Origin of the sequence: Edwardsiella sp. A.80236, from assembly GCF_044540725.1 — a bacterium.
GTDB classification, from domain to species: Bacteria; Pseudomonadota; Gammaproteobacteria; order Enterobacterales; family Enterobacteriaceae; genus Edwardsiella; species Edwardsiella tarda.
The window spans coordinates 118,360-138,970 of the sequence record NZ_JBIUCY010000003.1 but is presented as its reverse complement, the minus strand read 5'-3'; the positions used below and the strand labels follow the sequence as shown (position 1 = coordinate 138,970).

Here is a 20,611-nt window from a genome sequence, read left to right as displayed (position 1 = left end):
GTATGCCACAGTGTGATGTCATGCTGGCGTCGGCGGCGGAAGTGACGTCGGAGTAAGGGAGTAGGGAGCATCGTGCGGGCGGCGTTGACCGACCCGCGTCTCGTCGCGTCTTCAGGCTGGCGCGTGAGACACGCCGCTTACGGGTGCCCCATGGCGCTGTGTGGCGGTGATGGCAATTGGCGTGTGTATCAATACAGAAAAAGGAGTGTGCGAAATGGTGATGGTATCCGAGCCACCTAACGCGGCGTTTAGCACAAATACCATGGACTTTCTGGCCAGTAGTATTGCAATGATGGAGTTTCAGGGGCGTAACATCAGCGCCCGCGATGTGCAGGGTAATATGACGGCGCAGCAACGCGCGTTGTTCAATGAGCGTCTGGCCTATTATCGCCAGCAGTATACGGAGGAGGCGCTGGCGTAAACGGTCGCTCTGTCGATAAGGAGTAAAAAAAACCCGCCTCGGCGGGTTTTTTTGTGGGATGCGCGCAGGCTATTCGGCGGTAAGCAGGTTAGGGCAGTGACGGTGCTGGATCAGATCGTCAATATTTTGCAACGTGGTCAGCGAGATGCTGGTCAAGGCCTCCTCGGTGAGGAAAGCCTGATGACCGGTGAACAGCACGTTATGGCAGGCCGACAGGCGGCGGAACACATCGTCCTGGATCACGTCGTTAGATTTGTCTTCGAAGAACAGATCGCGCTCGTTCTCATACACGTCCATCCCCAGCGCCCCGATCTTCTGTTGCTTCAGCGCGTCGATGGCGGCACTCGAGTCGATCAAAGCCCCACGGCTGGTGTTGATGATCATCACCCCATCCTTCATCTGGGCGAAGGCCTCTTGATTCAGGAGGTGGTGGTTTTCCGGCGTCAGCGGGCAGTGCAAGGTGATCACATCGGAGCGGGCATACAGCGTCTTCAGATCGACATACTCCGCCCCAAGCTCCAGCGCCTGCGGGTTGGGGTAGGGATCGAAGGCGAGGATGTGCATGCCGAATCCTTTGAGGATACGCATGGTAGCGATGCCGATCTTGCCGGTCCCAATCACCCCGGCGGTACGGTTATGCATGTTAAAACCGATCAACCCTTCGAGAGAGAAGTTGGCGTCGCGTGTCCGTTGGTAGGCGCGATGGATGCGGCGGTTGAGGGCTAGCATCATGCCGACGGTGTGTTCGGCGACGGCCTCTGGCGAGTAGGCCGGGACGCGGACGACGGCGATCCCGAGCTCTTTGGCCGCGGCCAGATCGACGTTGTTAAATCCGGCGCAGCGCAGCGCGACGATGCGGATGCCCATGGCCGCTAGCTGCTCCAGCACCTCACGTCCGGCGTCGTCGTTAACGAAGATGCACACCGCATCGAACCCTTGGGCCGTTTTGACCGTCTGGGGACGCAGTAAAAAGTCAAAAAACTCCAGTTCAAAACCAAACTGTTTATTCACCAGCTCAATGTATTTTCGGTCGTATTGTTTAGTGCTGTAGATAGCGAGTTTCATACGATGTCTCCAACTTAAATTGTGATCATCATAGCAAAAATCGCCATGGTCGACAAAAGTGACGCCGGGGTGTGATGTAAATCATTTTTTCCTCTCAGTGCATTGAATGGCAATAGATTAATCCGCTATTGTCCCGCCGTCATTTAGCTAAACTGATCACTATGATGAGGCGATAGCGTGCGGTGGAACGGGGGCGGTATGAGGAGAGTGTGGCGTATCGGCGCGCTGACGGCGGCACTCGTGTTGGGCGGCGGCGTCGCGGCGTGGTGGGCGCTGCCCTATTGGCTCCCGCCACTACTGCGACCGTGGCTGCCCGCCGGGGCGGCGTTGCGTCTGCCCGAGCGTCCCTATTGGTCCCAGGGCGCGTTGCGCCTGCCGCAGCTGGAATATCGCCAGGCGGGATGCCCGCTACTGACGTTGCGCCAGGCGGCATTGCGTTATCGCCAGGCGCATTGGCAGTTACAGGCGGCGACGTTGGCGCTGGATAGCCGCTGTTTCAGTGCCGGGACGGGCGGCGGCAGCTTGCCCACGCTGAGTGCCCTGCAACAGGCGTTGCCGCCGTTGAACCTCACCATCGATCGATTGACATTGCTCCCCTGGCAGCACTATGGCGGCACGCTACAGCTGCATAATCAGAATGGTCGTCAACGCCTAGGCCTGAATGGCGAACAGTTGCAACTGGATGTGGCGTTGGAGCGCCAGGCATTGAGCGTACGGCGCCTGTTACTGAAGCTGCCGCAACTGGATCAAGATCTGCAACTCCAAGGGCAGATAACCTTGGGCCTGGATCTGGCCAGTACCCCGCCTGGCGGGGCATTACAGGCGCAGTTTCGTCTGGCCGGCACGCCCGACCCGTTGCAGTTACGTCTGCGTTGGCAGGCGCAAGGGGGGCGGGCATGGCTCACGCGTGATGGCAGCACGCGGCCATTACTCGATCTCCCCTGGCAACAGCAGCAGGATCGGTTGCGTATTCGTGACGGCGCTTGGTTTTGGCCCTATGGCCCGCAACCACTCCACGGGGCGATTAACCTCACGTTAGAGGAGTGGCGGCAGGGATGGCGCCATGCCACCTTGCAGGCACGCTTGAATATGTTGAGTCAGGGAGAGCAGGGTAAGGCGAATCTGGTGATGCAGCTTGGGCCAGGACGCTTGGATCTCCAACCGGGGGCTTTCCCTTTGCGCCTGGATGGGCGAGTCAATCAGCAGGCATTGTCTTTCGCCGCCGCGCTCTCGGCCGAGGTGACGGGGACGCCAGACGATCCCACGCTACGCTTCTTACCCGGAGCCTTATTGCGTTTCTGGGGGCGGACGGATGCGCAGACGACGATCAGGGAGGCGCGTTGGCCCCTGGCGGGGGTTCAGCTCAATCGTGCCGGGATCAGTGGGCGTCTCCAGGCGATTCTACGCGTCACTCACCGTTACTGGGGGGAGGGACAACTGCATCTCGATGGCCAGGCCGTGGCCTTTCGCCCCGACAGCGGCAGTTGGCGTTGGCGCTATTGGGGCAAGGGGCGCATGCCGCCATTACGGGCACGTTGGGATGTCAGCGGTCAGGGCGGTTGGCTGAATGATGAGTTACGCGTCGATCACCTCTCTGCCGGTTTCGATCGTCTGGCCTATGGCTTGGCCCGTGTGACGCAACCGCGCCTGACGTTGAGTCAGCCGCTGATCTGGCAGCGTTCGGCCCAGCATGCCGCCTTCAGCGCCGGCTTCGATCTCGCGGCTCGGCGGGTCGACTTCAAGAATGGCGGCTACCTGCCCACGCCACAATTGCGTGTCGTGGCTGTCGGCAGCGCGCCTCAGTCGATGCAGTTGCGTGGTGATCTGCGTGCCGGTGCCATCGGCCCGATCCGCCTCGCCGGGCGTTGGGATGGTTCCCGTTTGCGTGGCCAGGCCTGGTGGGAAAGTCAACCGATGCGTGTCTTCCAGCCGTTACTGGCGCCGGCGTTAGGGATGCAACTCCATGCCGGACGTTTCCACGCTCAAGCGGCCTTCTCCGCGGCCCGTGGGCAAGGTTTTATCGCCGGGGGACATCTCCAGGCACAGCGAGTGGGGCTATGGCTGAAGGAGGGGAGAGTCGAAGGGCTGGATTTGATCTTGCCTTACCGTCTACACGATAGTCGTTGGCAGCTTGGCCCCCATGGGCCGGTGTCTCTGCGCATCGATCGTCTGGTCAATCAATTCGATTTGCAACAGATCCAGGCGGATCTACAGGGTTACTATCCCTATAGCGAGGCCTATCCCTTAACGGTGTCAGGGGTGAGTGCCGGCCTGTTTGGCGGTGAGGTGGCCTTATCCTCCCTGCGTCTTCCCCAACACCAGGCGGCGGTATTGCGCCTGCACGCTATCGAGTTGAGTGAACTGATCACGGCGCTGAAGGTGAAGCAGTTTGCCCTGTCGGGACGGGTAGATGGGGCGTTGCCCCTCTATCTGCACAATCCGCAATGGATCATCCACAATGGTTGGTTCGCCAATACACGACCGATCACCCTACGACTGGACAAGGACATGGTGGATGCCGTGGAGGGGAATAATTTGGCGGGCGGGGCCGCCTTGGATTGGTTGCGCTATTTGGAGGTGGGGCGCTCTCATGCCCGCATCGATTTGAGCAATCTGGGCGAACTGACGCTGGATGCCACCCTGTATGGCATCAACCGGATGAAGGATGACCGACGCGTCATCGCACTCAACTACCGCCAACAAGAGAATGTATTTCAGTTGTGGCGCAGTCTACGCTTCGGCGATAACTTACAGGCCTGGCTGGAGTCCCGCTTGGCCCATATTACGAGGAGTCAGCATGAGTAACGCCATGATGATGGGGCCAGCGTTAATGCTGGCGCTACTGGTGACGGGGTGTACGCCACGTATCGAAGTGGCGGCACCGACCCAGCCGATCACCATCAATATGAATGTGAAGATCGAACATGATATTCACATCACCTTGGATAAAGAGGTGGAAGCCCTGTTGAAGTCTAAACCCGGCCTATTCTAAGGGGGACGCGTGAATCGTTATCTTACAGGATTGCTGGGCATACTGTTGGCACTGAGCCTGGCGTCACCGGCCTGGGCCTTGACGCTGGATGAGGCGCGTGCCAGTGGACGTGTGGGGGAGACGTTAAGCGGTTACCTGGCGGCGCGTAGTCAGGATGCCGAGACCTTGGCGCTGGTGGCGCGGGTTAATCAGGGCCGAGCGCAGAGCTACCAGGCTCTGGCGCAGAGCAATGGCGTCAGTCGTGAGAGTGTGGCGCGTCTGGCCGGTGAGAAGTTGGTCGCACGCGCCCCGCGTGGGGAGTACGTCCAAGGGATCAATGGATTGTGGCTGCGTAAGCCCTAAGCCCTAAGCCCTAAGCCCTAAGCCCTAAGCGCGTGCGGCGTGTCCTCGTCGGGTGCGCTTCGCTGTCCCGAGGTGTGAGAGCAGGGGGAGACGTCCGCGCGCGGGTAAGCGACGGTGTGTTTGGGCGGGGGAAAACCGACCCGACCCTCGATGGCGTTGCTTTTTCGGCGCGACGACGCGTGTTGGAGAGGGAAATTGCGCGCGGCGTCACACTCCGATGCGACGCCGTGCTGTGGTAAGATAGTCACATACCCGGATATTAACTGCCGCGTCGGCGCCTGTTTGCCTATCGGCACCTTTCCAATCCAAGGAATTCTGATCGTGAAATCCCCACTTGCTGCGCTGGTCGACCAGCTTGATGATGTCATGCTGCGCGATCGTCAGCGTTTACTGCGCCGTATCCAGGGCGCCAAGAAGATGACTCAGCCCGCCGCCGTGCAGGCGATCGCCGAGACGTTGGCCGGTGATATCGCTCAGGCGCGTCAGGTGACCGCCAATCGACGTGCCGCCTGTCCGACGATTAGTTATCCGCCAGGGCTTCCCGTCAGTCAGAAACGTGATGCGTTATTGGCGGCGATCCGAGACCATCAGGTGGTGATCGTCGCCGGGGAGACCGGTTCGGGTAAGACCACCCAGCTACCCAAGATGTGCCTCGAGTTAGGACGTGGCGTGCGCGGGATGATTGGCCACAGTCAGCCACGTCGTCTGGCCGCGCGTTCGGTCGCCGAGCGTATCGCTCATGAGCTTGAGACCCCGCTGGGAGGATGCGTTGGCTACAAGGTGCGCTTTAGCGATCAGGTGGGCGAGAATACCCTGGTTAAGTTGATGACCGACGGTATTCTGCTGGCGGAGATCCAGCAAGATCGCATGTTGATGCAATATGACACGTTGATCATCGACGAGGCGCACGAACGTAGCCTCAATATCGACTTCATCCTGGGCTATCTACGCCAGCTATTGCCGAAGCGTCCAGACCTGAAGGTGATCATCACCTCGGCGACCATCGATCCGCAGCGTTTCTCTCGCCACTTCAATCAGGCTCCCATCATCGAGGTCTCCGGGCGTACCTACCCGGTCGAGGTGCGCTACCGGCCGATTGCCGATGGCGACGGTGAGCGGGATCAGACGCAGGCGATCATCGACGCGGTCGACGAATTGGGTCACGAGACACCGGGGGATATTCTGATCTTTATGAGCGGTGAACGGGAGATCCGTGATACTGCCGATGCCCTGACACGCCTGGCGCTGCCGCATACCGAGGTGCTACCGCTATATGCCCGCCTCTCCGCCGCCGAACAGAACCGTGTGTTTCACTCCCATAGCGGACGGCGCATCGTGCTGGCGACTAACGTGGCAGAGACCTCGCTGACGGTGCCAGGAATTAAATACGTTATCGATCCCGGTACCGCACGAATTAGCCGTTATAGCTATCGAACGAAGGTACAACGCCTGCCGATTGAGCCGATCTCTCAGGCCTCCGCCAATCAACGTAAGGGGCGGTGTGGACGTGTCTCCGACGGTATCTGCATCCGTCTGTATGATGAGCAAGATTTCCTGTCTCGTCCCGCCTTTACCGATCCGGAGATCTTGCGTACCAATCTGGCCTCGGTGATCTTGCAGATGACGGCGTTGGGACTGGGGGATATCGCCGCCTTTCCCTTCGTCGAGGCACCGGATAAGCGCAATATCCAGGACGGGGTTCGCTTGCTGGAAGAGTTGGGCGCGGTGACGTTGAATCAGCGTGGTCATCAGCAATTGACCGCCTTGGGACGTCAACTGGCCAAGCTGCCCATCGATCCGCGCTTGGCACGCATGGTGATCGAAGGGGAACGTAACGGCGCCTTACGTGAGGTGATGGTGATTGCCGCCGGTTTGTCGATCCAGGATCCGCGTGAGCGTCCCGCCGATCGTCCTCAGGCCGCGGATGAGAAACATCGACGCTTCCAGGACAAGGAGAGTGATTTCCTGGCGCTAGTCAATTTGTGGGACTATCTGCGCGAGCAGCAACAGGCGCTCTCCAGTAATCAGCTACGCCGTCTGTGCAAGAGTGAGTTTCTCAATTATCTGCGGGTGCGCGAGTGGCAGGATATCTATACCCAGTTGCGTCAGGTGGTGAAGTCACTCGGTTTTCATATCAATAGCGCCCCGGCCGATTATCGCGCGTTACATTGCGCGCTGCTGAGCGGGCTGTTGTCCCATATCGGCCAGAAGGATGTCGAGAAGCAGGAGTTTACCGGGGCGCGTAACGCACGTTTCGCCATCTTCCCCGGCTCGGCCCTGTTTAAGAAGCCGCCCAAATGGACCATGGTGGCGGAGTTAGTTGAGACCTCGCGCTTGTGGGGACGCGTGGCGGCGCGCATCGATCCAGAATGGATCGAGCCATTGGCCCAGCATCTGATCAAACGCAGCTACAGTGACCCGCATTGGGAGAAGAGCCAGGGCGCGGTGATGGCCAGCGAGAAGGTCACCCTCTATGGTTTGCCGATCGTCAATGAGCGACGCGTCAATTACGGGCGTATCGATCCGCTGTTGTGTCGCGAGCTCTTTATTCGTCATGCCTTGGTGCAAGGGGAGTGGCAGGCTAAATACGCCTTCCTGCGCGCCAACCAACGTCTGCGCAGCGAGGTTGAGGAGCTAGAGCATAAGTCGCGGCGGCGCGATATTCTGGTAGATGATGAGACGCTGTTCGCCTTCTACGATCAACGCATCGGCCAAGAGGTGGTATCGACACGCCATTTCGATAGCTGGTGGAAGAAGGCGGGCGCCGCTCAACCCGAGCTGCTCAACTTCGAGAAGTCGATGCTGATCAAGGAGGGGGCCACGCGCATCAGTGCACAGGACTATCCCAACGTCTGGCAGCAGGGCAACTTCCGTCTGCGTCTCTCCTATCAGTTTGAGCCGGGAGCCGACGCCGATGGGGTGACGGTACATATCCCTTTGGCGATCCTTAATCAGATCGAGGATCACGGCTTCGATTGGCAGATCCCGGGTATCCGTCGCGAGCGGGTGATCGCGCTGATTAAGTCGTTGCCCAAGCCGCTGCGGCGTAATTTTGTGCCGGCACCGAACTACGCCGAGGCCTTCCTGGCTCGAGCCACGCCGTTAGCGCTGCCGTTGCTGGAGTCGTTGGAACGCGAGCTGCGTCGCATGACGGGAGTGACAGTGTCACGCGATGATTGGCAATTGGCGCAGGTCGCGGATCACCTCAGCGTCACCTTCCGGGTGGTCGATGAGCGTAACCGCCCGTTGGCCGAGGGCAAGTCACTGGAGGCGTTGAAGCTGCGTCTCAAGGATCGATTACAACAGACCCTCTCCGCCGTGGCCGATGACGGACTGGAGCAGCAGGGGTTACATCTGTGGAGTTTCGGTGAGCTGCCGCAGTGTTACGAGCAGAAGCGTGGTAACTACGCTATCAAGGCCTATCCGGCGCTGGTGGACGACAAGGACAGCGTGGCGATCAAGCTGTTCGAAACCGAGCAGGAGCAACAGCAGACGATGGGCGCCGGCTTGCGCCGCTTGCTGCTGTTAAACATTCCCTCACCGGTGAAATACTTGCACGAGAAGCTGCCCAACAAGGCTAAGCTCGGCCTGTACTTCAACCCCTATGGCAAGGTGTTGGAGTTGATCGATGACTGCATCGCGTGCGGTGTGGATGCGTTGATAGCCCGTCATGGCGGCGCCGTTTGGCAGGCGTCGGCCTTCGCCGCGCTGCACGAGCAGGTGCGCGCCGAGCTCAATGAGACGGTGGTGACCATCGCCGCCCAGGTCGAGCGTATCCTGACCTGCGCCAACGGCATCAATAAGCGGCTGAAGGGGCGGGTCGATATGACGATGGCCTTGGCGCTCTCCGATATCAAAGCACAGATGGGGGGATTGATTTACCGGGGCTTCGTCACCGCGACCGGCGCCGAACGTCTGGCGGATGTGGAGCGCTATCTGCATGCCATCGAGCGGCGTCTGGAGAAGTTAGGCGTCGATCCGCATCGCGATCGGGCGCAGATGCTGCGTGTCGAGCAGGTACAGCAGGCCTGGCAACAGTGGATCCAGCGTCTGCCTGCCGTGCGACGCCAGGCGCCCGAGGTGCAGGCGATCCGTTGGATGATCGAGGAGCTGCGCGTCAGCTACTTTGCCCAGCAACTGGGCACGCCCTATCCGGTCTCCGATAAGCGTATTCAGCAGGCGATGGAGGCGTTGGAGCAGGGGTAAACATGTCGGGAGCGGCATGGCGCCGGCGTCGCTCCCTTCGCCCTGTTATTGCATCAGGCGTTGCAGCCCGCCTTGTAGGGCGGTGACCGCCACCGCATGGTTGTCGGCCAAGGCTCGGTTTTCCGGCGCGGGCGCCGAGCTTTGAATGGCGACTAACGTCCATCCCTTATCGTTTCGCATCAACAACGGTGAACCGCTATCGCCCGGTAGGGTATCGCAACGATGGCTCAAGACGCCACTCTGGGCCCAGCCGGTGATCAGACAGTCCTGATGGCGGTAGAGACCGTCCAGATGGTCCTGCGGATAACCGGCCTGGGTCACCTGACGTCGCTGCGCCTTCAGTGCGGCGCTCAACGCCGGTGCCGTGCCTTGCCAGACCGGCAGTGGGCGGATGTCAGGCAGCGGGCCGCCGGTGATTTCGACCAGACCATAATCCTGCGGCGCGGCCGCCGGCGGGACGATCCAGCCATCGCCGTCCGCCTTGAGTTTATTCTGCAACTGGGGATTGACCCGGGTACGCAGTTGGTGTGTCTGATAGCGCCACTTCCCATCGTTGGCGATGAAGCGCAGCGCTACGGCACGATCGATCTTCCCCGGCGGCGCCAGTAGGCAGTGACCGGCGGTCAACGCCCAACGAGGGGCGATCAGCGTGGCGGTACATAAGTTGCCGCTGGCCGTCTCCACCTGACCGATGGCCTGCCAAGGCCAGGCTGTGACATCGTTGACTTGGCTACGATCATCATAACCGAAGAAGAGTTGGCGTTGTTGCGCCGGGGTAAGGCCATCATCCGCTTGCGCAGTGGTTGGCAGCCAAGGGGTCAATAACAGCGTGAGACTCAATAGAGCGGGGAAGCGCATAATCAAATCCATATGTCATCTGTCACAATCAACAGTATAGTCAATAAGTTGCCTGCCATGTCGGCCCGTGTCTTTGCTACAGATAAAAACTGGCTGCGATGAGACCGCATAGGATCAGCAACAATAGCAGCAGTTCGAAGCGATAGTGACGAAACATAGCGATACCCTGATGGTGCGGGCTGGCGATGATATTATGGTAGAAGATTACCGGGATGACGACTGTGGCAGAATGGTTTCGGCATGTAACCCTTTGTACGTCGTCAGGCAACCATGGCCCTTTCCCTCATCACGGGTATCCTCTTATCGCCGCGTCCACGCCATGCCGGGCGACGGGGCTTACAGTCGCCTGATCAACCTGGCGGGATTTCCGGCATAAATACCGGTTATCTCGATGGGTTTAACGACCACCGCCCCGGCGCCAATGACCGAGCCGCTACAAATGTAGGGCGATAGGATGGTGGCTCCGCTACCGACGACGACAGCCTCGGCGAGGGCGATCCTCAGCCAGCTTTTCGCCGACGGATCGGGCGTGCCGCTGCGAAACAGATCGTTGGCGAAGGTCACATTATGGCCAATAAAGCAGCGCTGCCCCAGCGTGACGTTTTGGCAGATAAAGGTATGTGACTGGATGCGACTCGCGTTACCGATCACGCACCCTTGCTGTATTTCGACAAAGGGGCCGACAAAGACGCCATCGCCAAGCTCGCATTCATAAATATTGGCCGGTTTAATGATGGTAACGTTTTTCCCACAAATGACGTCACGGATTTCACTCTCGACTATTCTCATCGTCCTAGCTCCAATGGCGGGGGAAGGGGCGCGAGCGGCAGGATAGCGCCGTGATACGCGTTATCGGCTCCTCGCTCGGAGGCCTGGGTGCTGGCGATTCCGTCGAGCAGAGAGCGAGGCGTGCCTGCATACCCGCGTTGTGATATCTGTTAGCTCGCGCAATACGTGAGGTCACCGGCACTAGGGGCGAGAGTAGTGTGATGACCGAGTGCGGTCGCGATAGCGAGCAGAAAGAGCAGAACAAAAAAACGGCGTAATGTAAATGTCCCTGATGATTTTCGCGGCGTAGTAGAGCGGGCTTGCGCAGATCGTTCCACCAATTGGCTCGCGCCAGGAAATCGCTCGCCTTATCGCTGGTTAGCGGCTAGTCACGGGCTGGGGCGAGAGCGACGCCGCGACATAACGAGAGCGTGTCGCCTACATTTACGTTAATTAGTTACAACATACATATGATCATGTTTTCTCCCTCTCCTGAAACCCATACGCCAACGAAAAGTTACCGCCACTCTTCAGGTAAGAAGGGGGGCCTATGGCACACCTCCGGGCAAGGGGGCTCTTTGACGGCCGCCTGACTGAGCTCTGATACTGATAAGGGGAAGGGAGATCGCTCTTTATGCGTGTAGCAGGCCCGGGGAGGGCGCAGGGTGTCTTTCCCGGGCCGTACCGGCGTAAGATTACTGCGCTGCGTGATTCAGCACCGCATTAAATTGTTCGACCGGACAGAAGCCGTTGGCATCTACCGGACAGCCGCTGAGTGCAAGTGTCACCCGCTGCGGCGGTGACGCCAGCGTCAGGGGGGCGGCATCGCGTAGCTGGCGGGTGCTTTGATACAGGTACTCAATCTTCATCATCTCTCGGTTTTTTGCCGTATCTCGCCAGCGCTGGAATACGATTTTTCCGCCGATGGGCGTACGTTCATACTGGTCATGCAGCCGGTAGGGTTTGAAATCCAGCGCCGTCAGCAGCGAGGCGATGTTCGAATCATGTCCCACCAGTAGGGTTATTTTCGGCGCTTTCGCCGCGTCGGTCACCAGTGCCTTATCCAGGTATTTTACCAGCGGCTTGGCGACGTTACGCGCTACCGCCGGGGAGGTAAACAGGCTGTCTTGATAGCCGTTTTTCAGCTGCGACAAGCGCCGCCACTGCGCGTCGGTGTTGATCTCGCCCCATGCGACCTGATCCGCCGGAAAACCTTGGTAATACTGCAGGGTAAATGCATCGACCAGCGAATTACCGATCTTCAGCGGCCCGGAGACGCTCGGCTCCTGCCCCAGGTTGGCGCTAAAATGATCCTTTCCGTCCGCCAGCGAACACAGGTGCTTCTCTTTGCATGCCGGGGAGTCTTGATAGTCTACGATCTTCGCCAGCAGCCTGTAGCTATCGCCCAGCTGCATTTTTTGCCGCTCACTCTCCATCGCCTTCAGCGCCTGTTCGCGAAACGCCGGAGAGGCATCCGTAATCACCGGATTAAACGTGGGATCCATGGTGCCCATCTTATCCTGGTGATGCACCACGATATCGCACCCCGGAAACGCGCCGGTAATGAAGAACTGCGCAGTAGCGACGGTGCGCTGCAGGCTGTTGGCGTAGGCATATACCGCATCGGGGGCAGGACATTCGCCGCTGCTGATAAGCCCTTGTTGCACCAGCCATTCACGCACATAGTGTCCCATGTACACCTCGAGCACGCCGCCTTTGGTGGTGAGCTGTCCGCCTGGGACATCCCACTGCGGCCAGGCTTTGGCGGTTGATTGCTCCAGCACGCTCCCGTTATTGGCCAGCGGGGCTCGTAGATTGTGCCGGCTCATGATCAGCACCTGCTGCAACTGGTATCCCTGCGGTTCACTTTGCGCCTGTGCGGCACCGGCCGTCAGCAGCACCCCGACAACGACCGCGACTATCTGTTTTTTCATCCCTAACTCCTTACGCTTCTTTGATACGCCGTAAAAGTGTGACAGGTTGGCGATAATTTGCCTGGCGCTATACCGCAAAGTTACACCTACGCTGCATGTAGACTTTATCGGCAGGCGCTGGCCATGGGCATAAGTGGTAGAGGTCATTCGGCGTCTCTCAGCCGGAAAGGCGCCCGCGGCTTTTCCGTTTTATCTCCACAGGAGCGGCGCCTAGGCGCCATTAGGACAGAGTGCGGGCTCAGCGTGCAGGTTAGGCATACAGGAGATAATGTTGATGTGTTATTTTATTGTCTTGTAAGATTTTTTCTCATTATGGCCTGCTGTAACCTCACGCCCCGGCAGACAGGGAACCCCCTCTCCACCACATGAAAACCATGTCGCATAAAGAACCGTTCGGCAGCCTGGCTGACATTTGACGTAAGCGCACTCACGCCGAGTCGGATGGCCTCTTCATGCAGGCGATTCATCAGTAATGTCCCGACGCCTTGGCCGGAGCAGGCTCCCGAGACAAAGAAATGGTCTATGTATCCATTGGGCTGAAGATCGGCGTATCCAGCGATTTCGCCATTTATCTCAACGATAAAGGGGCGCAGCTCCCTCATATGGCGGGCCCATTGTTCTGGGTCGATATCGGCGGGAGCCCAGGCTGCGATTTGTTCACGAGTGTAGTAGCGTGATGCAATGGTATGTACAGAAGAGAAAAAGACGCGGAATAACGCCATTTCATCCCCATGTCTAAACCTTCTTATTTTCATCAAACCTCGCGGGTCAGGTGGGGGGAGCCCGGCTGATAAAGCCTCGTTCATGCCGTTCGAGCTGCTGTTGCAACGTTATCCCGGCGCTTTCAGCCACAACCAACCTCAACCGACAAGGGGCGTAACTCCCTGGCGTGAGGCGCGGTGCTTGGCGAGGCTCCGTTGATAAAGCGTGACGTCATAACGGCCCCTCTGATGCAGAAAAAACGGAGTCGCCAGCGAATAGAATGGACTGGCGGCGCATTGCGCACACGCTGTTTATGCCTAACAGACTCCGAGATCCCGCGCTACGTCGCTAATAACGTCGAGAGCGGGATCGCGTCATGATTTTCTAGGCTATTGAGACAGACGATCATCGTCCATGCCCTCCCGCGGCGCGGAAGGTGCACACATGCCTTATCGTAAACACTCCTCTGTTTCCTGCGGGGAGCCAAGATAGCGTTGCTCCAGATGGCGCCGCAGGTAATCTGGGTTCAGCGGCTCCCCACAGGCGTTACGGATCAGGGTGTCGGTATCCCAGCGTGAACCATGGCGCCAGACATGCTCACGCAGCCAGTCGCTGACCGGCGCCAGCATACCGGCCGCCACCTGGGCGGATAGATCGGGAATCGCTCGCTCAGCGGCGGCATACAATTGGGCGGCGTACATGGCGCCGAGGGTATAGGTCGGGAAGTAGCCGAAGGAGCCATCCGTCCAGTGAATATCCTGCATGCAACCATCGCGATCATTCCCTGCGGTACTTAACCCCAATGACTGGCGCATCTTCTCATCCCACAGCGCGGGAATGTCCTCCACCTCGATATCGCCTTCGATCAGAGCGCGTTCGATCTCATAGCGTAGGATGACGTGGGCCGGGTAGCTCACTTCATCGGCATCGACGCGGATGTAGCCAGGTGCGACGGATTGATTGAGGCGAACAAAATTGTCGGCACTAAAGGCGGGATCGTCGCCAAAGGCTTCGATGACCCAGGGGCGCAGGAAGTTCAGGAATCCATGGCTACGGGCGATTTGCATCTCAAAGAACAAACTTTGTGATTCATGGATGGCGGTAGATCGCGCCTCCCCAATGGGCTGCCCAGCCCACTGTGTAGGGAGATTCTGCTCATAGCGAGCATGGCCGGTCTCATGCACGATCCCCAACAAGGCGCTGAGGAAATCGTCGTTGTCGTAACGGGTTGTGATGCGGACATCCTGTGGAACCCCGCCGCAGAAGGGATGCGCGCTGATATCCAGACGACCATGCTGGAAGTCGAAGCCCAAGCGCTCCATGACGCGCAACCCGAGTCGCCGCTGCGCCTCGGTGGCGAAGGGGCCACGTGGCTGATGTGCAGGCTGGCGCCGCTGCCGTTCCACGACACGTTGCAGTAACGCGGGGAGCCAGCCCTTGATATCGCCGAAGAGGCTATCGAGACGGGCGCTATTCATGCCAGGTTCATACAAATCCAGCAGGGCATCGTAGCGGCTGACGCCCGCGTGTTCGGCACGGATGCGTGCCTCTTCACGGCTTAGACGAACGACCGGACGGAAGTTTTCCATGAAACCTTGCCAGTCATTCTGCTGGCGCTGCGTGCGCCAGGCGTGTTCACAGCGCATACCCGCCAGGGATTTCTCTTCGACCAGCGCGGCGGGGAGTAGGCTGGCCTGTTGGTAGCGACGTTGCATCTCGGCCAGGTTAGCGCTCTGCTCCTCGCTGAGACTCTCTTGCTCCGCGCGTTGCAACCATTGACCAGTCTGTGCATCGCTCAAGATTTGATGCATCAGTAGGCTGAGTTCGGTCAGCGCCTCAGATCGCGCGACGCTCCCGCCGGCAGGCATGTTGGTCTGCATATCCCAGCCCGTGATCGCGGAGAGATGGCCGAAACGAGCCAGGCGTTGAAAGGTATGTTCCAGATGCTGATAGGCATTTGTCATGATAGGACCTCCACGGCTCGTGTCGCGAGCCGTCTAATCGATTAGTCGAGATCAGGCCGAGGGTAACGGCGCTGATGGTAGGGCGGCGGCGTGACGTGGCCAGGTGAACAGGAAACTGGCGCCACCGAGCGAGGAGCTGCTGATGGTGATTTGACCCTGATAGGCCTGAACGATGCTGGCAACGATGGCTAATCCTAATCCACAACCGCCGGTGGCTCGATCACGGCTGGGGTCGAGGCGGACAAAGGGTTCAAAGACCCGATCTCGCTCGGAGGCCGGAATCCCCGGGCCATCGTCCTCGACCTGTAGGCAAGCCTGATCACCGTCGAGCCACAGTCCAATGCGTAGTTTATCCTGATTGTAACGTAAGGCGTTGTTAATCAGATTATCTAACAAGCGTTCCAACAGGCGCACATCAATGGCGCCAAAGTCGCCACGATGCGGTATATCCAAAATGATTGCTTGCTGCGGATGCATCTGGCGTAACTCTGCGACCTTTTCATCCAGCCAGAGCGGCAGATCGAGCGCCTCAAGGTGGGTGCTGACTTGAGGGCGATCGAGCCGGGCATAGGTCAATAGCTCGTCGATCAAGCCTTCTAACTGACCAATGTCGCGGTTAATCGCGGTTTGCTCCTCGACGCTGAGACTATCACTCATCGCCAGGCGATAACGTAAACGCACCAAGGGTGTGCGCAGCTCATGGGCGATGCCGTCGATGAGCTGTTTCTTACTGGCGATCAGAGTATTGATATTATCCGCCATGCGGTTGAAGGCGACCCCTAGGCGATGCAGGCTCGAGGTGCTATCGAAATGGGTACGCTCTTCGAGATGCCCCTCGCCAAGGCGTTGAGCGGCATTTTCCAGTTTGAGTAAATCTTGCCAGTGGGGACGCATCCAGAGAAAGACCGGTAACGCTAACGATAGGCCGATGAGTAGCATCAGGGCGAAATCGAATAGGCGCATCTCATGCAAGAAGAACAGGTAGGGAATGGGGCCAACTGCCAACACGTAGTGACTGCGTGGAATACGCTGTAAAAAGGTGTACTCGTCGTCCAGCGCGACGATCTCGCCATCGCGGAGCTTGCGCTCCTGATTCGCTGAGAGCTGGCGCTTGCCGAGTGGCTCGATATGAAACTGAAAGGAGAGATTCCAGTCCAGTTTATTGATGGTCTTGTTCCAGTCACGCGGCGGAATCTCGCGTAACTGGCTGCGGATCAGGTATAACGAGCTTTTCATCAGATCATCCATCGACTGGCGGCCGGCTCGCTCGGCGGTGACCTTGTAGACCAGGCCCACCAACATGGCCATCACCAAGAAGCAGACAAACAGCAATAGATAGAACTGGATGAATAATTTGCGCATCGCGTTACTCCCAGGCGTGGGGCGCGAAGAGATATCCCTTATTGCGAACGGTCTTGATGCGCAAGGGTTCCGGGCCGGTGTCGTGGAGCTTACGCCGTAAGCGTGAGATGGCGACATCGATGCTGCGATCCAGCCCGTCATAGCTAACGCCGCGCAGGTTTTGCAGCAGGGCATCGCGATCCATGATGGTACCCGCGTGGGTGGCCAGCTCCCAGAGCAGATCAAAATCAGACGTGGAGAGATGCACCTCATCGGCAGCGAGGCGTACCGCCCGGTTCACCGGGTCGATGTATAGCTGGCCGATCGTAAGCGGATTGAGGCGAGCCGAGGGTGAAGGCGCATGGCTCGCCTCAGGCTGCGGCGTTGCATGTTGACGCAGGTGTAGACGTAACCGCGCCAGCAGCACCGCCGGCGGGGTAGTCTTGAGGATATAGTCGTTAGCACCCATTTCCAGCGAGAGAATATGGTTCATGTCGCTATCGAGTGAGGTGAGTAGCACGATAGGCCCGTTATAGAGCGGGCGCAGGTCGCGGCATAAGCTCATACCATCCTTTCCCGGCAGCATAATGTCGAGCAAGGCCAGGTCGGGTTTCAGTCGGGTGATGGTCTCCAAGGCGGTATCACCGCGTGGCTCTAATGTGACATCAATGTCATGTTTACCCAGATAGGCCGCAATCAGTTGACCAACATCGGGATCGTCTTCAACAAATACAATTCTGTTCATCGTCTCTTAGCCTGGTTAGCGCAGGGGGCGGCCACCGTCGACCCCTATGGTACGACCGGTAATGAAACGACTATTCAACAGGAAGTCAATGGCGTTGACAATTTCTTGTTCGCCTGCGGCAATTTTCATCAATGATTTGTCTAGCGCCTTGTGTCGATAGGTCTCATCATCCTCAGGGTTGAACAGGATCAAGGCGGGGGCGATGGCGTTGACTTTGACCTCTGGCGCTAACTTGCGAGCAAAAGAGCGGGTCATATTATCCAGCGCCGCCTTACTGGCCGCATACGCGATATGGCCGTCACTCCCGCGCTCGACCACATAGTCGGTGATATGGATGATATCGGCCCCGGCCTCGCCTTGGCCGCGTAGTTGTGGCTCAAGCAACTGGTTAAGGAGGTAAGGGGTATAGACATGAATTTGCAACATGGCGCTCAGCGTCTGCTCGGGGGGGACGCTACTCGACTCCGCCTGCCAGGCGCTCGCGTTATGGATCACCGCCCGCAGCTGTGGCGTGGCCTGCTGTACCCGCCGAGCGAAGTCATAGATCCCCGCGGTGGTTGAAAAGTCGCTTGCTAGACACTGTACTCCCGCCTGACGTAACTGAGTCAGGGCAGGGTATTCGCTGCGGTAGGCAACGATGACCGGAATCGCCCGGGCGCGTAGTGCTAACGTGAGTGCTAGCCCGACACGACGGGCACCGCCGGTGATGAGAACCGGTGCGCTCGGTTGATTGTCCATCTCTATCTTTTCCTGTTAACAATATGGATGTGTAATGCGTAAATATTATGCCATTTGCTGCATGGCGATATCTATGGCGTTAATTCGATGTAAATAAATATAGGATAATACCAAAATAGTGCAATAGTGCACCTGATAACGGGAGTGCGAGATGGAGCGTGATCTTCGTCACCATTATTGACGACGATTGGAATAGCTTGCGGTAAAACAGTGCGTAACACTAGAGGTAATTATGTAAATAAAGATAACCACCTCATGGTTAATATGTCGTTATCTTTTTAAATACGTTTTTCCCTATCGTTGAAATACGCCATATCTATTAAGTTTTATCTCTTTAAATCAAAGTGTTGTTTATTTTTTGTTGTGCAGCTTATGTTAACTCGCTGCTAATAAACTGGGTCTGAAGTTAACCTGTTGATACGAGTATCATAGGCTATTTGTATGTTTAATCCCTAGCAGCCTAAAAGCCACAACTTTTATATTGAACTCTCACCAGTGAGTTGGAATAATAGCCCGGTAGCGTAGAAATAAAATGCTATGCGCTATTCATGGATGTACTCAGCGCCAGCGTGATGCGATTAGGAGTCTGGAATATGTCTGATCTTCATCAGTCTGTCGGAAAACACGAACGGGTCTGTTTTGACTATACCCATTTTTTATCTGCATCTTGTAATAAGCGTTGGCGCTTCGTTGATGCCATTTGTGGCGTGATGCCGCTGTTTGGTATGGTGACTCGCGATAGCGGGGCCACCGAGCGCATCAGCCATAGTTCACGCCTTGGTCAGTTGGCGCTTCAGGTACTGTCGACCCAAGTGAGCGATGAGACCAACATTCTGCGTCTGATCGAGCTGGTGAATCATCAGGGCTTGCCGGAGATAGAGATTCAGCTACCCTATGCACTGGAAGAGTCTCAGTTGCACGCCATCGCCGCCCAGTCCACCATTCCAGTCCGTATCGAGCTGCATGGTGAGCGCCTCTTGATCGCGCTCGAGTAAGCGTCAGGCATCGCGGGCTGGCCCGTCGTAGTGAAATAACTAAAAAGAAAAGGTGGCTAGGCCACCTTTTTGCATTGTGGGATGGCGCCCCTTGGGGCGCGCATGTCTTAATGCAGGATAAACCACCCGGCGGGTAGGGTCGCCAAGAGCAACAGGCAGATCCCCCCTCGCTCTAGCAGACTCATGCGTTGACGATCTGTCAATGCCCGACGGGCGTACATAAAGACCAGCAGGCCCGGAGCGTATAGCAGCACCGACATCAGTAGATGCGTCAGGCCAGAGGCATACAACAGCCATAAGCCGTAGGCGCAGGCGCCGAGTGCCGCCAGGGTGATCCAACGGTCGCCACGCTGCCGCGCCACCTTATACAAGAACGCGCCAACCAGGAAGTAGGGTACCAAGATCATCTCTGAGGCGATGGTCAGCAGATTGTTGTAGTTGGCACCGGTCGCCCAGATGAGGATCAGGGTGATTTGGACCGCCCCATTGGTCAGCCAGAGCGATGAGGCGGGCGCCTCTTTGGCATTCTGGCGGGCGAAGATCTTGGGAAATGCACCATGCTGTGAGGCGAGGAATGGAACCTCCGCCGCCATGATGGTCCAACTCAGGTAGGCTCCGCAGACGGAGACAATCAGACCCGCCGCGATCAAGAGTTCACCGACTGGACCAATCATCTTCACCATCAGCCCGGCCATCGAGGGATTACGCATCTCGGCCAACTCGGCACGCGGCACCACACCCAGAGAAAGCAGGGTGATCAGCAGGTAAACCACCAGCGCGGAGACGACCGCCAACATGGTGGCGCGTCCGACATCGCGTTTATGGCGGGCACGCGCGGAAACCACGACCGCGCCCTCGACCCCGATGAACACCCACAAGGTGAACAGCATGGTGTCTTTTACCTGCTCCCAAACCGGCACCCCCATCTTCACGCCAGTGAAGTCGATCGTAAAGGTGTCTAGGCGGAAGGCAATGGCGGCGAGGATGGCGAAGAGGCCCAGCGGCAACAGTTTGGCCAGGGTCGCCACCAGATTGATACCGGCGGCCGTCTTCACGCCCCGCAGCACCATGAAATGCACGACCCATAATAGGATCGACTCACCCAGTACCGCCTGCCAGGTGTTGCCATCACCGAAAATCGTCTGCTGTGCCGAGTCGGTAAAGAAACTCAAGGCGGCGAAAACGATCACCAGATAAGAGACGTTAGCGATTACCGCGCACAGCCAGTAGCCCCATGCCGAGCAGAAACCGACCAGCTCACCGAACCCCTCTTTGGCATAGGTGAAGATGCCACCATCCAGATCGGGACGCAGACGGGTCAACAGCAGCATGGCGAGCGCTAATAAGAGAATGCCGACGCCGGTAATGGCCCAGCCGATCAACAAGGCTGCGGGGCTTGCCACCTCCGCCATATTTTGCGGCAGGCTGAATACACCGGCACCGAGCATGGAGCTCAGAACCAGCGCCGTCAGAGCGGTAAGTCCGAGTTTTTTTTCCAAGGCGAAATCCAACAGATAGATAAATTAACCCATATTTTACA

16 protein-coding genes are annotated in these 20,611 nt (G+C 57.9%); 6 read left to right on the top strand and 10 right to left on the bottom strand.

Going from position 1 to position 20,611, the window contains the following annotated elements; genetic code table 11:
- The first annotated feature begins 214 nt into the window (after window positions 1-214).
- Entirely contained in the window at window positions 215-421 is a 207-nt protein-coding gene (locus ACEQFP_RS04520) for a glycogen synthase (RefSeq protein WP_370547521.1), read from the top strand.
- Window positions 422-490: 69 nt separating this feature from the next.
- On the opposite strand, the gene ACEQFP_RS04515 is transcribed toward ACEQFP_RS04520, so the two are convergent.
- The gene (locus tag ACEQFP_RS04515; protein WP_005285904.1) at window positions 491-1,486 is read right to left on the bottom strand and encodes a 2-hydroxyacid dehydrogenase; all 996 of its coding nucleotides are present in this window, start codon (window positions 1,484-1,486) and stop codon (window positions 491-493) included.
- Window positions 1,487-1,684: 198 nt separating this feature from the next.
- Between ACEQFP_RS04515 and ACEQFP_RS04510 the strand changes: the two genes are divergently transcribed.
- From ACEQFP_RS04510 to hrpA, 4 genes are all read left to right on the top strand, one after another.
- Complete coding sequence (locus ACEQFP_RS04510) at window positions 1,685-4,291, top strand: YdbH family protein (RefSeq protein WP_097364669.1); 2,607 nt, start codon at window positions 1,685-1,687, stop codon at window positions 4,289-4,291.
- Window positions 4,284-4,478, top strand: a complete 195-nt coding sequence (locus ACEQFP_RS04505; protein ID WP_005285910.1) for a YnbE family lipoprotein — start codon at window positions 4,284-4,286, stop codon at window positions 4,476-4,478. The genes ACEQFP_RS04510 and ACEQFP_RS04505 overlap by 8 nt, the downstream gene beginning before the upstream one ends.
- A 9-nt stretch (window positions 4,479-4,487) precedes the next feature.
- Entirely contained in the window at window positions 4,488-4,820 is a 333-nt protein-coding gene (locus ACEQFP_RS04500) for a YdbL family protein (RefSeq protein WP_005293696.1), read from the top strand.
- A gap of 321 nt (window positions 4,821-5,141) precedes the next feature.
- Window positions 5,142-9,026 carry an ATP-dependent RNA helicase HrpA gene (gene hrpA / locus ACEQFP_RS04495; RefSeq protein WP_396463934.1) on the top strand — a complete coding sequence of 1,295 codons (3,885 nt, stop codon included), beginning with the start codon at window positions 5,142-5,144 and terminating at the stop codon, window positions 9,024-9,026.
- Between the two features lie 45 nt (window positions 9,027-9,071).
- Here hrpA and ACEQFP_RS04490 read toward each other — a convergent pair whose 3' ends face one another.
- The 8 genes from ACEQFP_RS04490 to folM form a co-directional block, all read right to left on the bottom strand.
- Window positions 9,072-9,884: a serine protease gene (locus ACEQFP_RS04490; protein ID WP_370547519.1), complete on the bottom strand. Its 813-nt coding sequence runs from the start codon at window positions 9,882-9,884 to the stop codon at window positions 9,072-9,074.
- Window positions 9,885-10,220: 336 nt separating this feature from the next.
- Window positions 10,221-10,673 (bottom strand): acyltransferase, encoded by a 453-nt coding sequence (locus ACEQFP_RS04485; RefSeq protein ID WP_370547518.1) that lies wholly within the window; start codon window positions 10,671-10,673, stop codon window positions 10,221-10,223.
- 674 nt (window positions 10,674-11,347) lie between these two features.
- A complete protein-coding gene (gene agp, locus ACEQFP_RS04480) occupies window positions 11,348-12,586 on the bottom strand; it encodes a bifunctional glucose-1-phosphatase/inositol phosphatase (RefSeq protein WP_370547517.1) in 1,239 nt (412 codons plus the stop codon).
- 284 nt (window positions 12,587-12,870) lie between these two features.
- Window positions 12,871-13,341, bottom strand: a complete 471-nt coding sequence (locus ACEQFP_RS04475; RefSeq protein WP_370547515.1) for a GNAT family N-acetyltransferase — start codon at window positions 13,339-13,341, stop codon at window positions 12,871-12,873.
- A gap of 396 nt (window positions 13,342-13,737) precedes the next feature.
- Window positions 13,738-15,252, bottom strand: coding sequence for a carboxypeptidase M32 (locus ACEQFP_RS04470; RefSeq protein WP_370547514.1), 1,515 nt, complete (start codon window positions 15,250-15,252; stop codon window positions 13,738-13,740).
- 51 nt (window positions 15,253-15,303) lie between these two features.
- On the bottom strand, window positions 15,304-16,614 hold the full coding sequence (gene rstB / locus ACEQFP_RS04465; RefSeq protein WP_005285933.1) for a two-component system sensor histidine kinase RstB: 1,311 nt from the start codon (window positions 16,612-16,614) through the stop codon (window positions 15,304-15,306).
- Window positions 16,615-16,618: 4 nt separating this feature from the next.
- Window positions 16,619-17,338 (bottom strand): two-component system response regulator RstA, encoded by a 720-nt coding sequence (gene rstA, locus ACEQFP_RS04460; protein WP_005285935.1) that lies wholly within the window; start codon window positions 17,336-17,338, stop codon window positions 16,619-16,621.
- A gap of 15 nt (window positions 17,339-17,353) precedes the next feature.
- Window positions 17,354-18,076, bottom strand: coding sequence for a dihydromonapterin reductase (gene folM, locus ACEQFP_RS04455; protein ID WP_370547513.1), 723 nt, complete (start codon window positions 18,074-18,076; stop codon window positions 17,354-17,356).
- A 593-nt stretch (window positions 18,077-18,669) separates the two neighbouring features.
- Between folM and ACEQFP_RS04450 the strand changes: the two genes are divergently transcribed.
- A complete protein-coding gene (locus ACEQFP_RS04450; protein WP_005293714.1) occupies window positions 18,670-19,071 on the top strand; it encodes a hypothetical protein in 402 nt (133 codons plus the stop codon).
- A 107-nt stretch (window positions 19,072-19,178) separates the two neighbouring features.
- Here ACEQFP_RS04450 and ACEQFP_RS04445 read toward each other — a convergent pair whose 3' ends face one another.
- Window positions 19,179-20,570, bottom strand: a complete 1,392-nt coding sequence (locus ACEQFP_RS04445) for an amino acid permease (RefSeq protein WP_035598867.1) — start codon at window positions 20,568-20,570, stop codon at window positions 19,179-19,181.
- Between the last annotated feature and the right edge of the window lie 41 nt (window positions 20,571-20,611).

Excerpts from the sequence above, each read along its gene's own strand:
- ACEQFP_RS04490 (WP_370547519.1), bottom strand. The coding sequence starts at position 9,884 with ATGCGCTTCCCCGCTCTATTGAGTCTCACGCTGTTATTGACCCCTTGG.
- ACEQFP_RS04510 (WP_097364669.1), top strand. The coding sequence starts at position 1,685 with ATGAGGAGAGTGTGGCGTATCGGCGCGCTGACGGCGGCACTCGTGTTG.
- ACEQFP_RS04505 (WP_005285910.1), top strand. The coding sequence starts at position 4,284 with ATGAGTAACGCCATGATGATGGGGCCAGCGTTAATGCTGGCGCTACTG.
- ACEQFP_RS04470 (WP_370547514.1), bottom strand. The coding sequence starts at position 15,252 with ATGACAAATGCCTATCAGCATCTGGAACATACCTTTCAACGCCTGGCT.
- agp (WP_370547517.1), bottom strand. The coding sequence starts at position 12,586 with ATGAAAAAACAGATAGTCGCGGTCGTTGTCGGGGTGCTGCTGACGGCC.
- ACEQFP_RS04485 (WP_370547518.1), bottom strand. The coding sequence starts at position 10,673 with ATGAGAATAGTCGAGAGTGAAATCCGTGACGTCATTTGTGGGAAAAAC.
- folM (WP_370547513.1), bottom strand. The coding sequence starts at position 18,076 with ATGGACAATCAACCGAGCGCACCGGTTCTCATCACCGGCGGTGCCCGT.
- rstB (WP_005285933.1), bottom strand. The coding sequence starts at position 16,614 with ATGCGCAAATTATTCATCCAGTTCTATCTATTGCTGTTTGTCTGCTTC.
- ACEQFP_RS04520 (WP_370547521.1), top strand. The coding sequence starts at position 215 with ATGGTGATGGTATCCGAGCCACCTAACGCGGCGTTTAGCACAAATACC.
- ACEQFP_RS04475 (WP_370547515.1), bottom strand. The coding sequence starts at position 13,341 with ATGAAAATAAGAAGGTTTAGACATGGGGATGAAATGGCGTTATTCCGC.
- rstA (WP_005285935.1), bottom strand. The coding sequence starts at position 17,338 with ATGAACAGAATTGTATTTGTTGAAGACGATCCCGATGTTGGTCAACTG.
- ACEQFP_RS04515 (WP_005285904.1), bottom strand. The coding sequence starts at position 1,486 with ATGAAACTCGCTATCTACAGCACTAAACAATACGACCGAAAATACATT.
- ACEQFP_RS04450 (WP_005293714.1), top strand. The coding sequence starts at position 18,670 with ATGTCTGATCTTCATCAGTCTGTCGGAAAACACGAACGGGTCTGTTTT.